The organism is Methylomonas paludis, assembly GCF_018734325.1.
Classification (GTDB): Bacteria; Pseudomonadota; Gammaproteobacteria; order Methylococcales; family Methylomonadaceae; genus Methylomonas; species Methylomonas paludis.
In genome coordinates this window covers 3,107,844-3,121,325 of sequence record NZ_CP073754.1, presented here as the reverse complement: position 1 = coordinate 3,121,325, position 13,482 = coordinate 3,107,844, and the positions used below count along the sequence as shown (strand labels likewise).

At 47.8% G+C, this 13,482-nt stretch carries 17 protein-coding genes; 9 read left to right on the top strand and 8 right to left on the bottom strand.

Annotation, left to right across the window (positions count from 1 at the left end):
• Positions 1-59: 59 nt before the first annotated feature.
• On the top strand, positions 60-260 hold the full coding sequence (locus KEF85_RS14145) for an addiction module protein (RefSeq protein WP_215581667.1): 201 nt from the start codon (positions 60-62) through the stop codon (positions 258-260).
• A gap of 498 nt (positions 261-758) precedes the next feature.
• On the opposite strand, the gene ispH is transcribed toward KEF85_RS14145, so the two are convergent.
• The 5 genes from ispH to KEF85_RS14120 form a co-directional block, all read right to left on the bottom strand.
• Entirely contained in the window at positions 759-1,715 is a 957-nt protein-coding gene (gene ispH / locus KEF85_RS14140; protein ID WP_215581665.1) for a 4-hydroxy-3-methylbut-2-enyl diphosphate reductase, read from the bottom strand.
• Positions 1,716-1,754: 39 nt separating this feature from the next.
• A complete protein-coding gene (rraA, locus tag KEF85_RS14135; protein ID WP_215581663.1) occupies positions 1,755-2,240 on the bottom strand; it encodes a ribonuclease E activity regulator RraA in 486 nt (161 codons plus the stop codon).
• Between the two features lie 9 nt (positions 2,241-2,249).
• Entirely contained in the window at positions 2,250-3,608 is a 1,359-nt protein-coding gene (gene trhP / locus KEF85_RS14130; RefSeq protein ID WP_215581661.1) for a prephenate-dependent tRNA uridine(34) hydroxylase TrhP, read from the bottom strand.
• A gap of 105 nt (positions 3,609-3,713) precedes the next feature.
• Entirely contained in the window at positions 3,714-5,120 is a 1,407-nt protein-coding gene (locus KEF85_RS14125) for a sensor histidine kinase (protein WP_215581659.1), read from the bottom strand.
• A complete protein-coding gene (locus KEF85_RS14120; RefSeq protein ID WP_215581657.1) occupies positions 5,120-5,809 on the bottom strand; it encodes a response regulator transcription factor in 690 nt (229 codons plus the stop codon). Before KEF85_RS14120 ends, KEF85_RS14125 begins: the two co-directional genes overlap by 1 nt.
• Positions 5,810-6,006: 197 nt before the next feature.
• Here KEF85_RS14120 and KEF85_RS14115 point away from each other — a divergent pair, with 197 nt between their 5' ends.
• The 5 genes from KEF85_RS14115 (at position 6,007) to KEF85_RS14095 (ending at position 9,483) form a co-directional block, all read left to right on the top strand.
• Positions 6,007-6,450 carry a Spy/CpxP family protein refolding chaperone gene (locus KEF85_RS14115; RefSeq protein WP_215581655.1) on the top strand — a complete coding sequence of 148 codons (444 nt, stop codon included), beginning with the start codon at positions 6,007-6,009 and terminating at the stop codon, positions 6,448-6,450.
• A 116-nt stretch (positions 6,451-6,566) separates the two neighbouring features.
• On the top strand, positions 6,567-6,782 hold the full coding sequence (locus tag KEF85_RS14110) for a TraR/DksA C4-type zinc finger protein (protein ID WP_215581653.1): 216 nt from the start codon (positions 6,567-6,569) through the stop codon (positions 6,780-6,782).
• A 201-nt stretch (positions 6,783-6,983) separates the two neighbouring features.
• Positions 6,984-7,658 carry a class I SAM-dependent methyltransferase gene (locus tag KEF85_RS14105; RefSeq protein WP_215581651.1) on the top strand — a complete coding sequence of 225 codons (675 nt, stop codon included), beginning with the start codon at positions 6,984-6,986 and terminating at the stop codon, positions 7,656-7,658.
• Positions 7,659-7,675: 17 nt separating this feature from the next.
• Positions 7,676-8,332: a thiopurine S-methyltransferase gene (locus tag KEF85_RS14100; protein WP_246534958.1), complete on the top strand. Its 657-nt coding sequence runs from the start codon at positions 7,676-7,678 to the stop codon at positions 8,330-8,332.
• 419 nt (positions 8,333-8,751) lie between these two features.
• Positions 8,752-9,483: a pteridine reductase gene (locus KEF85_RS14095; RefSeq protein WP_215581647.1), complete on the top strand. Its 732-nt coding sequence runs from the start codon at positions 8,752-8,754 to the stop codon at positions 9,481-9,483.
• Here the strand turns inward: KEF85_RS14095 and folK are convergent.
• The gene (gene folK, locus KEF85_RS14090; RefSeq protein ID WP_215581645.1) at positions 9,472-9,972 is read right to left on the bottom strand and encodes a 2-amino-4-hydroxy-6-hydroxymethyldihydropteridine diphosphokinase; all 501 of its coding nucleotides are present in this window, start codon (positions 9,970-9,972) and stop codon (positions 9,472-9,474) included. The two genes, KEF85_RS14095 and folK, sit on opposite strands and share 12 nt — an antisense overlap.
• The gene (gene folB / locus KEF85_RS14085; RefSeq protein ID WP_215581643.1) at positions 9,969-10,325 is read right to left on the bottom strand and encodes a dihydroneopterin aldolase; all 357 of its coding nucleotides are present in this window, start codon (positions 10,323-10,325) and stop codon (positions 9,969-9,971) included. Before folB ends, folK begins: the two co-directional genes overlap by 4 nt.
• 89 nt (positions 10,326-10,414) lie before the next feature.
• On the opposite strand from folB, the gene plsY reads away from it, so the two are divergent.
• On the top strand, positions 10,415-10,987 hold the full coding sequence (gene plsY, locus KEF85_RS14080; protein WP_215581641.1) for a glycerol-3-phosphate 1-O-acyltransferase PlsY: 573 nt from the start codon (positions 10,415-10,417) through the stop codon (positions 10,985-10,987).
• Positions 10,988-11,661: 674 nt separating this feature from the next.
• Here plsY and tsaD read toward each other — a convergent pair.
• The gene (tsaD, locus tag KEF85_RS14075; RefSeq protein WP_215581639.1) at positions 11,662-12,678 is read right to left on the bottom strand and encodes a tRNA (adenosine(37)-N6)-threonylcarbamoyltransferase complex transferase subunit TsaD; all 1,017 of its coding nucleotides are present in this window, start codon (positions 12,676-12,678) and stop codon (positions 11,662-11,664) included.
• Between the two features lie 102 nt (positions 12,679-12,780).
• Here tsaD and rpsU point away from each other — a divergent pair, with 102 nt between their 5' ends.
• Together rpsU and KEF85_RS14065 are read left to right on the top strand one after the other, a co-directional pair.
• Positions 12,781-13,014 (top strand): 30S ribosomal protein S21, encoded by a 234-nt coding sequence (rpsU, locus tag KEF85_RS14070; protein ID WP_215581636.1) that lies wholly within the window; start codon positions 12,781-12,783, stop codon positions 13,012-13,014.
• A 9-nt stretch (positions 13,015-13,023) separates the two neighbouring features.
• Positions 13,024-13,473, top strand: coding sequence for a GatB/YqeY domain-containing protein (locus KEF85_RS14065; RefSeq protein WP_215581634.1), 450 nt, complete (start codon positions 13,024-13,026; stop codon positions 13,471-13,473).
• The last annotated feature ends 9 nt before the right edge of the window (positions 13,474-13,482 follow it).

Genomic DNA, 13,482 nt, shown 5'->3' with positions numbered 1-13,482 from the left:
ACTTGCAAAATTCAAAAGATAAAATCTTATAGGCGTTGCAATCAGCATGCTTACTCACGATGACATCGCCCGCCACCGCACCGGAGCGCCTCGCCCTGATAAGTGAGCTTTGGGATAGTTTAAATGAAGCTGAAACGCCTTTGCCGATGCCGCAGTTTCAGGAACTCCAGCGCCGCATCGCAACGTTCAATAGAGATAGTGCCCACGCTGTAAGCTGGGAAGAATTAAAGGCCGAATTGATCGAACGCGCCGCCCAGTGATAAAAAGTATTATCTTCATGCCCGCTGCCAGGCTTGAGATTATTGAAGCTCAGAACCTGGTAGGAGAAAGAAAAGACGGGGTTAGGTGCGGAATTTAGAGCGGAGATTGAATTCCAGCTTGAGCGTATAGCTGAATACCCGTTGCGTTTCCTCCCTTATGCTGGCCGATGTGCATAGAGTAAAGCTAAGGCGATTTCCCTATGGGCTGTACTTTCGATCCGATGAAAAATCGATATGAGCTCTAGCTTGAAGAGTAGTGTTAAGGTTGTTTACTATTGCAATCTTTTAAATATAGTAAGGTCAGCGTCTTGATTATTGTTGATCTGGAGGGCACGAGCTACCCAATTTTCATGAAGTTTGATAGTTTTGCACATATTGTTTTTCTCTGATTGATAGGGGCGTTCGGTGCATTACCTTTAGCGTAATGCACCAGATCAACATGCGGCCGCAATACTGCTACGCTAGTGCCACCAAAAAGCCGCATCGCTAAAAAGTGGCTCAAGCCTCCATATGTCTTTTCAATTCCTTGGGAATCGAAAACACCACTTTTTCTTCAATACCGGTATTTTCCCGTACCGAAGTTTGTTCTCCACCCCATTCGATCAGACGGTTGATCACTTCCTGCACCAGCACTTCCGGAGCCGAAGCGCCGGCGGTGACGCCAACGGTGCCGATGTTGTCAAACCAGTGCTGCTGCAAATCTTTATAGGTGTCGATCAGATAAGCCGATTTGCCCAGTTGCTCGGCAATCTCCCGCAAGCGGTTGGAGTTGGAACTGTTAGGTGAACCCACCACCAGTATCAGATCGGCAATGCCGGCCAGATCATGTACGGCATCCTGGCGATTTTGGGTGGCATAGCAAATATCGTCTTTCTTTTGTTCCTTGATGGACGGAAATTGTGCGCGTAAGGCATCCACCATGATTTTGGTGTCAGTCATGGATAAAGTGGTCTGGGTCACATAGGCCAGATTCTCCGGATTATTGACTTTCAGGTTTTGCACATCTTCCGGAGTTTCCACCAGATAAATATCACCATTTTCGGTACATTTCTCATACTGGCCCATGGTGCCTTCCACTTCTGGGTGACCGGCGTGGCCAATCAGAATCACTTCTCTATCCTGTTTGGCGTGTTTGGCAACCTGCATGTGTACTTTGGTTACCAATGGGCAAGTGGCATCAAAAACCGTCAGATTACGTTCTTCGGCTTCTTTTTGTACCTGCTTGGAGACACCGTGGGCGCTGAAAATAAGATAAGAACCAACCGGTACATCACTTAGGTCTTCGATAAACACTGCGCCTTTTTGTTTCAGACCGTCAACCACGGTACGATTGTGCACCACTTCATGCCGAACATAAATCGGTGCACCAAAGGTATCGATTGCTTGATCGACAATTTCAATGGCCCGGTCGACACCGGCACAGAATCCACGAGGGTTAGCGAGTACTATTTGCATAATCTTGACTCTTTTACTAGGGTATTGGGAAATGCGATTTTAATCCAATTTTGTCTCGGCGACGATAATTCCGTCACAATCGGCATATAAATAATGATTTTTCTTAAAATTGACCCCGGCAAAGGTAATCAATATATCGGTTTCGCCCGGGGCATGTTTGTGGCTGCGCAAGGGGTGGGTGTTCAGGGCTATTACCCCAATCGGCAGTTGATCAATTTGCTCGGCACCACGAATGCAGCCGTATATGAGCACACCTTGCCAGCCGTTTGCCACTGCCAGTTCAGCTAGCGTGGCACCGAACAGTGCACAGCGCCGTGAGCCGCCGCCATCAATGACCAGCACTCGGTCGTTGACCTTCTGTTCTAAGGTGCTTTGAATCAACGCGTAATCTTCAAACACTTTCAGGGTGGAAATCAGCCCACTGAAATGCCGCTTTTGGCCGTATTGTTTAAAAATCGGTTCGGCAATCTGAAAGTTTTCCCGGTCGGAAAACTGGTCGCAAAGTTCCGCAGTTTGAAATGTCATGCCGATATCCTAATAATAACGCGCCAGTAAACCGTAACGGCAGTCGGGGTTGGGCAATTTGATTTGCACCTCATAACCGCCGCCTAAAGCTTCCTGCATGTCATTACCGTATTTATCCCGCATTGTATCCACCACGATATCTTGATTGCCGCCTGGTAAAATCAGTTCCAGCCGGTCACCCACGGCAAATTTGTTTTTGACACTGATGTCGGCATAACCACTATCGGTGTGGTAATGGGTGATTTCGCCGCAAAACTGTTGCTGATGACTTTTGGAATAGCCGGACATGTAATTTTGATGATCCTGGGTATGATGGCGTTGATAAAAACCATCGGTATAACCACGATTGGCCAGATTATCCAGGATACCCAGCAATTCCGGCTGAAATGGTCGTCCGGCCAGGGCATCATCTATGGCCTGCCGATAAGTCTGGGCGGTGCGCGCCACATAAAAATGCGATTTGGTGCGGCCTTCTATTTTCAGACTGTCTATGCCGATTTCCACCAGGCGCTGTACATGTTCAACGGCGCGTAAGTCTTTGGAGTTCATGATGTAAGTGCCGTTCTCATCTTCCATTACCGGTAGATATTCGCCTTTACGGCCTTCTTCTTCCAGAAAATAAATGTTGTCGGCCAGCGGGTGGCGTTGAGCACCGCCGCAACTGGCAGTGGAATCAAAGCTTTGATTGATGTCGGCCATTGATAACACCGAATTATTGGCCAGAATATAATCGCCTTCGGCATTTTCTTGGGCCGGAACGGTATCGTATTTCCAGCGGCACGAATTGGTGCAGGTACCCTGGTTAGGGTCGCGGTGATTAAAATAACCGGACAACAGACAACGTCCAGAATAGGCTATACACAAGGCGCCGTGTACAAACACTTCCAATTCTATGTCCGGGCATTGCTGGCGAATTTCGGCAATCTCATCCAGAGACAATTCGCGGGATAAAATAATACGTTCTACGCCCATGCTTTGCCAGAATTTGACACTGGCGTAATTGACGGTGTTGGCCTGCACGGACAAATGTATAGGCATATCCGGCCATTGTTCACGGGTCAGCATGATTAAACCCGGATCGGCCATGATTAGCGCATCCGGCCCCATGGCAATTATTGGCTGCATATCCTTGATAAAGGTTTTGACTTTGGCATTATGCGGAATGACATTGGCGGCCAGAAAAAATTTTTTGCCCAGTTGATGGGCTTCGGCTATGCCTTTGGCAAGATTGTCTGCCAAAAAGTCGTTATTACGCACCCGCAAGCTGTAGCGGGGCTGTCCGGCATACACGGCATCAGCGCCGAAGGCAAAGGCGTAACGCATATTGCGGATGGTGCCGGCTGGAGAAAGAAGTTCAACCTGTTTCATATCTGGATAAATTAAAGCTTAATGTCCAGCTATTTTAGCACTGCTGTACAAATTGTGAGTGCTTGAAATATCACGCAAAAATGCTGCGGTTATGTTTTGGTGCGTTTAAGCCGGTAATGGCAGCTCTATGATTACCCGTAAACCACCGCCGCGCCGATTCCGGGCTTGAATGTCACCGCCTTGGGCGGCAATGGCCCGGTAGGCGATGGCCAAGCCCAAGCCGGCGCCATTTTTGTCGCGTGGAGTGCTGCGAAAAAACGGCTGAAAAATGGCTGCTAGATGCTGTTCCGGCACACCGGGGCCATCATCATCAATTCCGATCCGCAATCGGCGCTGACGGGCATCAAAATGAACCGTTGTCTGCACCTGACCACCGGCTTGGCAATGCTGAACGGCGTTGCGTAACACATTTTCTATGGCGCGATGCAGCAATTCGCTTCGGCATTGACCGCTGATATGGTTGGGGCCCTTATAATTGATACCCACTTGCAGCGGCTCTGCCTCAAATTGCACATCGGCAATGATATCGGCCAGCAGGTCGCCTATATCAATATGGCTTATTTTTTCGGCATCGACTCCAGCTTCCAGGCGCGACAACATTAGCAATTCGCCAACCAGCTGGTTCATACGTTGAGTTTCACGTTCTATGCGTTCCATACTGGCGGCAAGTTTTTCCGGTTGCTGCTGGGCAAGGCCGATTGCGGCCTGAATGCGAGCTAAAGGTGATCGTAATTCATGAGACACATCATGAAGCAGATGTCGCTGAGCACTGACCAGGGCGCAGATTTGCTGTGCCATATGATCGAAGTCGCGGCCCAGTTCGGTCAATTCATCACTACGTCTGCCCATGGCCATACCGATTCGGGTATCGAGCGCACCGCCGGCCAAGGCAGCAAAGGCACTACGCAGCTTGCGGATCGGTTTGGCGAAATACCAGGCCAGCAAGGCGCTGAACATTAAGCTGGCCAGTGTGCCGGCACTAATCGCCAACCACGGAGGTGGCCGTCGGCCAGGCCGGGGGTGGCGTGGTATGTCTGGTGGTGGCTCTCCACCCAGCTCATCAGGTGGTGGTTGATGCCGGTTGCCACGCAAGCCGTGGGCTGTCCAGGGAGCAAACAACAGGTAACGATGGCCATCATCAGCTGAAACCATGCGTAAGGCTGGGCTAGCCGTCTGCTGCAAATATAGATTGCGTATTTGTTGTAATTGCGAGTCACTAAGGCTGCGTTCCAGAATTTCCTGGTCGGCATCGTTCACGGCATAGACCGCAGGGAACGGCCCTTCCTGCACACTATCCAGAAAACTACGCAAACCGCTGACTCCGCCGTGTGTCAAAATGCCGGCAGCAGCGTTCACAAAAGCCGAGGCATGGCTGTCTATGATGTCCTGTTCGTTTGCTGAGCTTAATAAGTTGCTGTTATGTCTTACCCACACCGCCGTGCCGACACCAATACCCGCTGTCAATACTGCCAGCCAGAAGGCAAAGAAAAATTTCCAGAATAAACGCCCCATCACTCATCCTTTATCAATTGATAACCCTGGCCGCGTACGGTTTGGATATAAGAACTGCCGTCGATTTGATGGCCTAATTTTTGCCTGATGCTGCTCATGTGTACGTCTATGCTGCGATCGAACCGGGCTAGCGGGCGGCCCAATGCTTTTTCAGAAAGTTCGGTTTTGCTGACAATTTGTCCGGCGTGAAGCGCCAGGGTTTCCAACAGGTTAAACTCAGTACTGGTCAGTTCCAACGGTTGTCCTAGCCAACTGGCCCTGCGTTTGTGCGACCATATTTGTAAATGACCGGTACTTAAGGGTTCTGGCCGCTCATCTGGTGTCATAGTTTCGCTACGCCGTAAAATTGCCCGGATTCTGGCCACTAGTTCTCTGGGTGTGCAGGGTTTGGGCACATAATCATCCGCACCGGATTCCAGGCCGATAATGCGGTCGATATCGTCACCACGGGCACTGAACATTAAAATTGGTAAACGGCTGTCGCGACGCAGTTGAGTCAATATTTCTGTGCCTTTAATATCCGGCAGCATAATGTCCAGTATCAGCAGATCAAACTGGCCGGACAGGGCCAAATTCAGTCCGTTGCTACCAGTATGGGCAACCGTCACACTAAAACCTTCTTGTTGTAAATAGTCCTGAAATAAGTCGGTCAGATCGACATCATCATCAATAATTAAAATTTTACTCACGCCTACACCTGTGCAATGGGTTATAGCCATCATAGCTGCCCAGGCACAGCAATGCCAGTCGTTCTGAAAGACATTTACCAAAATTTACATTTGCATAACAGCACTTTACATGGCTTAAGGCGATACTGAACCTGACGAAATATTTCAGGTTTCGTCTGATGGTTAGATTAAATTCTCAATAGATACAAGGAAAAATCATGCGTAAGATAATGTTGATATTAAGTTTGGCGCCGCTGGCTGCACTGGCCAATCCGGTTGATGTCAATTGTGGACAATTTCCGGATCATCCGCCAGGTCATCATGGTCATGGTGGTTTTGGTGACCAGCTGCCGCCGTATTTGGAAAAAATAGACTTAAGCTCCGCGCAAAAAACTGAGATTAAAAACTTGCTCGAGAGTCGCAAAGCTGAATTTGCAGCAAAATTCGGCCAGGATAAGTCGGCTATCCAGGAGTTACATAAACTCAGCTTTTCCAATGAATACAGTACAGAAAAAGCCAAGGCTCTGATCGAAAAAGCCACTGTCAGCCATCAGGAAAAAGTCCTGCAAAAAGCTGAATTGGATAACACAATTTACAAGTTGCTGACCAGTGAGCAACAGCAAAAATTGCAAGCCGAAATTGCCAACTTTAAAGGCCATTAAGTCGTCGGCAATTTAGGCCATGGCCAAGGATGGCTGTGTTGTTTGGCGGGTGTATAATATGCCCGTCTAAGCAGCACAATCTGGATGCTGTATTCCGAATTGATCAGGAGCTAATTATGTCAACAGCATGGGCGGGCGGCACTGATGCCATTGTGGAAAGAATGGATAAAATGACCGAGCTATTCGTTGCGGAAGCCCGTAAAACAATTTATAACGGCGTATCTGCCACGCATTGCGAAGAATGTGGTGAGCCTATTCCCGAGGCTCGTCGCAAAGCCATTCCCTGTCAATATTGTTTATCCTGCCAAACCAAACTTGAAAAACAGCGTTAGTTCCGATTACTTGCCGTACCGGGCAATTTTATTAGCAAAGTAGGGGGTGGCAATGTTACTCTGTATTGATAGCCTATAGTCCAGTAGCCCAGCTATCCGCAAGCGCCTTGTCGGCCGCATCCCTCTTCTCGCGAAGCGTTGTGCCAGTTCGATCAGAAACTTTTCCTGATTCACAACCGCAGTTAACGAGAAATACCGTTTATGACTACCTATCAGCTGAGGCTGCAAACTGTAACAGTTGGCGGCAATAGCTACCAGATATCTTCTTTGCTGGATCTCCAGCAATATGCCGATGCTGCCGGTCTGGCAACTCAGGCCGGAGTCCCTCCCGCCGGTTGGCCGTTGTTTGGGCAATTATGGCCCTCGGCACGAGTACTGGCCTTATTCATGGATAGTTACGATCTGATCGGCAAACGCATCCTGGAAATTGGCGCCGGTCTGGCCCTACCCAGTCTGGTTGCTCATCACCGTAGTGCTGATATTACGGTCAGTGACTGGCACCCTCTCAGTGAAAATTTTTTGCAGCAGAATGTATTGCTGAATAAGCTTGGTCCCATCAAGTATAAAACCGGTAGCTGGGACAGAGAAAATCCGGCTTTGGGCCATTTTGACGTGATTATAGGCAGCGATGTGCTTTATGAACGCCAGCAGCCGGAACAATTGGCTAATTTTATTCATCGGCATTCCGCAACGGCTGTGCAGGTGATTATTGTTGATCCTGATCGAGGCAATCGAGTGGCATTTTGTCGGGAAATGACGGATTTGGGTTTTGGCTATTCCAGTCGGCGCGCCAATAGTCTTACTGAAAACGGTGATGTCTATAAAGGTTGTTTTTTGACTTTTAACCGCAATAATGCCGAGCAGGTCATCGCGTGAGTGGCCGGGATAACCCCTTGTGGTTACAGTTTTGGCGGGATCGGCGTAACGATTTTCATCAAAATAAAGTTAATACCTTGTTAACCCGATTCTGGCCGGCATTTGATAGCGCTCCCGGCAGTCGGGTATTTGTACCCTTGTGCGGAAAAAGTCTGGATATGTTGTGGCTGGCCAACCAAGGCTATGAGGTTATCGGTGTGGAATTGAGTCCGATTGCCGTTAAAGCTTTTTTTCGGGAAAATCGCTTAAAACCTGAGCGCCGCCGCATCGGAAAATTTATAGTATGGAAATATGAGCGCATTACTATCTTATGTGGAGATTATTTTGCTTTGACCAAGATTGATTTGGGTCAGGTTGATTTGATTTATGACCGGGCAGCTCTGACTGCTTTGCCGGAAGATATCCGTAGCCTTTATGTTGCTCAGTTACGTTTGATTGTACCTGAGCAGGTGAAGGTTTTTCTGCTGACTGCAGAAGATCACGAAGAAGTAATTAGTTTTGCTGATGTTTCCAGTATTGCCGCCGAAATAGCCGTCCTCTATGCCAATGATTTTGAAATAGAGCTGGCATACAGCGAAAGCATCTTGGAGTCAGATCCGACCGAGCCGGATCGGGTTGCAGAGCTTACCGATTATAAGCTGTATCGGTTGACTGGACGGACGGTAGCAGCATAATCTTAGTTTTATTGTTATTTTGGCGGCTAATACCTTGTTGATATTTGAGTGTTTTTTGATTACATTGCCAAGGCGGCCCATACTTGCCGCATAAATAACAATAGAATTGGGAGGGGATTATGTTATTTTTGGCTAAATTATTTGGTATCTTGACGTTGATATGGTTTTACTTAACGGCTAAAAATCACGGCGGGCCATTATTAAACTGGTCTATTATTGGCTTGATCGGTTACTGGTTAACTTGGTGGCTGTCGAAAATGCTGATAGTTGTACCATTGGCGGATATGGTGCCAAAACATTCTGTCGTTGAGTTTCTGTTGACGCAATCACCCGTAGCCTGCTCCGTGTTGGCTTGTTTTTTTATCAGAAAAAAATTGCTGGCGAGTTTAGCGGCTAATCCATAAGCACCGGCGGCTGAAGTGCGGAAAAATGTACTGATAACGGGCGCAGCGCGGCGTATTGGTGCGGCTTGCGCCCGTTTACTGCATGAGCGTGGTTGTAATATCATCGTGCATTATCACTGTTCTATTGCACCGGCTTTACAGCTATGCCGCGAACTCAATGCCCTGCGAGCCGATTCCGCAATAGCGGTTAAGGCTGATTTGACCAAGCTGTCGGAATTGCAGAATCTGGTTGATATAGCTCAAGCTAGTTGGCAAGGTGTGGATGTATTGGTCAATAATGCCGCACAGTTTTTTCCTGGAGCGGTTGGTCAGGTTGGTGAGTCGGATTGGGATCTGTTGATCAATAGCAATCTCAAAGCGCCGTTTTTTTTGGCGCAGGCCTTGGCGCCGGTTTTAACCGAACGTCGGGGTTGTATCATCAATATTGTCGATATTTATGCCGAGCGCAGTTTACCCGGATATCCGGTATACAGCATTACTAAAGCAGGATTGGTGGCAATGACCCAATGTCTGGCCAAGGAACTGGCGCCGGCGGTACGGGTTAATGCGGTTGCTCCCGGCGCGATGTTGTGGCCGGAACAGGAGTTAGAAGTCCTGCAAAAGCAGCAGATAATTGACCGTGTGGCTTTGCAGCATATCGGCCAAGCTCTAGATATTGCCCAAGCCGTGAGTTTTTTAATTGCTGAGGCTGATTATATTACTGGGCATACCCTAACAGTAGACGGCGGGCGGCGTCTATTCATTTGACGGCCAAGGTGGCTGCACCCGGCGCTGTTGCAGATCGGTTTGGTCGAAATTTTGCCACAACTCGGCAAAAGATTTTTTACTGATGGGATGCAGCTCATTACCGGCAATCTCCGCCAAAGGTTCTAGCACAAAGGCATAGCGTTCTATTTCGTCTCTGGGAATGCTTAAACGACCATCACGTATTACCTGTTCACCATACAATATTAGATCCAAATCTAGTGTCCGGGATGAAAATTTGGCTGCTTCCCGATTGCGGCCATGCGTCAGTTCTATTTCGCGTAAAGCTTTAGCAACCTGCTTTGCACTGAGTTCCGAAACAAATCGGACTATCAAGTTGTAAAAAGTGTCTCCCACAAATCCTACGGCCGCTGTTTCGTAAATGCTGGAAATAATAATGTCGCCAAACAATAGGCGCAGGCTGCGTAAGCTGGAAGGGATATTGATATCCTTGTCAATATTGCTGCCGACACTGATATAGCCCACGGTCATGATTTTTGTCCACGTTCAATGATGATACCCACATCCTGAGCCCGGCTGATGGCACCTTTTTTATTCAAGATGATTTTTACCCACGGAATCGCAAACTCCGTTAACAGCAGTTGGGCGACTTCTTCTATCAGTTTTTCCACCAGAAAATATTGGCTGTGCTCGACAAAATCGACTACCCGATCAGAAACCTTTTTGTAATCCAGAGCATAGGCGATATCGTCACTGGCGGCGGCTTTTTGAATGTCAAAAGCCATTTCAATGTCCAGCACAATTTTTTGTTTGATAGTGCGTTCCCAATCGTAAATGCCGATGATGGTATCGATTTCCAGCCCACCTAAAAAGATAATATCCATTGTTGCTTTCCGGTTATGATATTTAAAAAACCCAGTATCGGGTAAAACACCCGGCTGTTCAAGTTTTGCATATTAAGAGAGGATTTTAAATGATAGAGTGGTTGTTGACGCCCTTGGCTTATCTGACCGGTTCGGTGTCTAGCGCAATTATCGTCTGTAAACTAATGGGGTTGGCTGATCCCAGGACTAATGGATCCGGTAATCCAGGGGCAACCAATGTCATGCGGATCGGCGGTAAAAAAGCGGCCGCCATTACTTTATTTGGCGATGCTGTCAAAGGTTTGCTGCCTGTATTGATAGCTAAGGAATTGGGGGTGGATAGTCTGGTGTTGTCCAGTGTAGTGTTTGCCGCATTTCTCGGCCATTTGTACCCGATCTTTTTTCAGTTTAAAGGCGGCAAAGGTGTCGCCACCAGTTTTGGCGTTACTCTGGGAGTTAACTGGCTGTTGGGGTTAGTGGTTTCCGGTACCTGGTTTTTGGTTTATAAAATCAGCAAAATCTCTTCCTTGTCGGCACTGGTGGCGGCTACATTAACACCGCTATATGTCTGGCTAATCGTCTCGGATCTCAATCTCACCATTACTTTTAGCTTGATTTCCCTCATTCTGCTATGGCGACACAAAAGCAATATCCAGCGATTGTTGTCTGGGCAGGAGTCCTAAAAACTCAAATATATTTAATTGCTTTCACGCAGCCGATATCAATCAAGCTGGTTGATCAGATGTTTTTTGTTTGTAGTATCTGACAACAGACGCCTGGGTAGGCAGCAGACTTAAATATGAATAGTGACAAATGAGTCAAATGTACCTTGATACGGTTTCGCCGTTTTTTAACGTAAAATGTGATGGAATCGAAAAAACCTCGAATAAATTATGGTTATAATTTGTACCAGTTTTCTGATAGTCTGGCTTGCTGAGCTTATCGGCCAAAATTCGTGCCGCATTTTGGCCGATAAGCTATCAATATTAAAGGATTTTGTAATGGTAAAAAATGCTAAACAATAATTCTGCGGATACTGTACTGAGCAATTTGCTGTTCCTGTCCGCAATATTGGGTTTGGCCGGCCTCGCCAGGGTTTGGATGGACAGTCAATCATAAATCACTAAATAATTATAACTATAGGCGGTGTCTATGCTAACCAAAAAAACTGATAAAATTCGCTTTGTGATTGCAAAATACATGATCGATTGGGGCGTGGTTCTAGGCGTACAACCGGTTCATACTTACCGTTTGGTCAAGTGTTTTAATTTGCTCAAAACTGCTGATTGTTATCTGTGAGATATGTAAGCCGTTCCCGGTTTGCCCGGTGCTTAAGCATTACCGGGCATGGACGGATTTAGTGTGAAGTTACAGTTAATTCCGCCATAGGCCAGCGTGGTCTGGCAAAAATCTCCAGATTTTGGGTTTGTCCAGCCCTTAGCCGCTGGCAGCCTGCATAGGCAATCATTGCCCCATTGTCGGTACAGAATTCCGGGCGCGGAAAATAAATCCGGGTGCCTTGTGCTTGAGCCATATCCAGTAAATGCCTGCGTATCTCTTGGTTGGCGCTAACGCCGCCGGCAATAACCAAGGTGTTTAAGCCAGTTTGTTCCAAGGCGCGCCTGCATTTAATCGTCAAGGTTTCCGCCATGGCTTTTTGAAAGGCGTAAGCCACATCCGCTTTGTCTTGCGGGGTTTGCTCGGTACTGTTAATGGTGTTCAAGGTATAGGTCTTCAGGCCGCTAAAACTAAAGTCCAGACCAGGCCGGTCAGTCATAGGGCGTGGAAACTTAAAGCGTTCTTGGCCTTGTTCGGCAAGTTTTGCGAGTTTGGGGCCGCCTGGGTAGGGCAGGCCCAACATTTTAGCCGTCTTGTCAAAGGCTTCGCCGGCGGCGTCGTCCAGTGATTCACCCAGTAACTGATAAGCCCCGATGCCGGTTACGGCGATTAACAGGCTATGGCCGCCAGAAATTAACAAGGCTACAAAGGGAAATTGAGGCGGATTGTCTTCCAGCATGGGAGCCAGTAAATGGCCCTCCATATGGTGTACGCCGATGACTGGAATGCCCCAGGTCCATGCCAGGCTGCGGGCAGTGGCCGCTCCTACTAATAGCGCTCCCATCAATCCTGGTCCGGCAGTATAAGCTATGCCGTTTATATCATGCGGAGTGAGCTTGCCGTCTTGGATAGTCTGTTTAATTAGTGGAACCAGCTTGCGGATGTGATCGCGGGAGGCCAGTTCCGGTACTACCCCGCCGTAGGCGCTGTGAGTTTCGATCTGGCTGTATAAAGTATGGCTGATCAAGCCTTTTTCGGCATGGTAAATGGCAGTTGCCGTCTCGTCACAAGAAGTTTCTATGCCTAAAACGTACATTAAGTTTTTGAAAAAAATAATTTGCGGGTATAATCGATCGTTTAAACGGGTTATGATGCCCGTCAGCTCGATAGAATACTAACATAAATCGGATTTTTGATAATGCCATCAATTAAAGTTAAAGAAAATGAACATTTTGACGTAGCGATTCGTCGCTTTAAACGCGCTTGTGAAAAAGCGGGTGTTTTGGCCGAAGTGCGTCGCCGCGAGTTTTACGAAAAACCAACCACCGAGCGTAAACGCAAAGGTGCTGCTGCTGTTAAACGCCATTTGAAAAAATTGGCGCGTGAGCGTTATGCTTTGAAAAATCTGCGTCGCGGTCGTCCGCAAATCTAAGGCTGCAGGATGACCTTATTAACGGAACACATCAAGGACGAAATGAAAGCCGCTATGAAGAGTGGCGAAAAGTCCAGATTAGGTGTAATTCGTTTAATTCTGGCTGCCATCAAGCAAGTTGAGGTTGATGAGCGTATAGAGCTGGATGATGCCCGAGTAATTACCGTACTCGACAAAATGCTCAAGCAGCGCCGTGAATCCATCAAGCAATACCGGGATGCCAATCGTGTCGATCTTGCGGAAATAGAAGAATTTGAGATTGTGGTTATCCAGGGCTTTTTGCCGCAACCGCTCAGCGAAGTCGAAATAGACGCTTTGATTGCGGCGGCTGTAGCAGAGACTGGCGCTACTTCAATTAAAGATATGGGTAATGTCATGAGCTTGCTCAGGCCGCAAATGCTGGGGCGGGCGGATATGGCTTTTGTCAGTGCCAGAATCAAGGCTAGTTTAGTAGCCTGAACGTCGGCA

Bases quoted from the DNA above. Each gene is read 5' to 3' on its own strand.
- KEF85_RS14145 (WP_215581667.1), top strand. From the start codon at position 60: ATGACATCGCCCGCCACCGCACCGGAGCGCCTCGCCCTGATAAGTGAG.
- rpsU (WP_215581636.1), top strand. From the start codon at position 12,781: ATGCCATCAATTAAAGTTAAAGAAAATGAACATTTTGACGTAGCGATT.
- rraA (WP_215581663.1), bottom strand. From the start codon at position 2,240: ATGACATTTCAAACTGCGGAACTTTGCGACCAGTTTTCCGACCGGGAA.
- trhP (WP_215581661.1), bottom strand. From the start codon at position 3,608: ATGAAACAGGTTGAACTTCTTTCTCCAGCCGGCACCATCCGCAATATG.
- KEF85_RS14115 (WP_215581655.1), top strand. From the start codon at position 6,007: ATGCGTAAGATAATGTTGATATTAAGTTTGGCGCCGCTGGCTGCACTG.
- ispH (WP_215581665.1), bottom strand. From the start codon at position 1,715: ATGCAAATAGTACTCGCTAACCCTCGTGGATTCTGTGCCGGTGTCGAC.
- plsY (WP_215581641.1), top strand. From the start codon at position 10,415: ATGATAGAGTGGTTGTTGACGCCCTTGGCTTATCTGACCGGTTCGGTG.
- tsaD (WP_215581639.1), bottom strand. From the start codon at position 12,678: ATGTACGTTTTAGGCATAGAAACTTCTTGTGACGAGACGGCAACTGCC.
- folB (WP_215581643.1), bottom strand. From the start codon at position 10,325: ATGGATATTATCTTTTTAGGTGGGCTGGAAATCGATACCATCATCGGC.
- folK (WP_215581645.1), bottom strand. From the start codon at position 9,972: ATGACCGTGGGCTATATCAGTGTCGGCAGCAATATTGACAAGGATATC.
- KEF85_RS14105 (WP_215581651.1), top strand. From the start codon at position 6,984: ATGACTACCTATCAGCTGAGGCTGCAAACTGTAACAGTTGGCGGCAAT.
- KEF85_RS14065 (WP_215581634.1), top strand. From the start codon at position 13,024: ATGACCTTATTAACGGAACACATCAAGGACGAAATGAAAGCCGCTATG.
- KEF85_RS14110 (WP_215581653.1), top strand. From the start codon at position 6,567: ATGTCAACAGCATGGGCGGGCGGCACTGATGCCATTGTGGAAAGAATG.
- KEF85_RS14125 (WP_215581659.1), bottom strand. From the start codon at position 5,120: ATGGGGCGTTTATTCTGGAAATTTTTCTTTGCCTTCTGGCTGGCAGTA.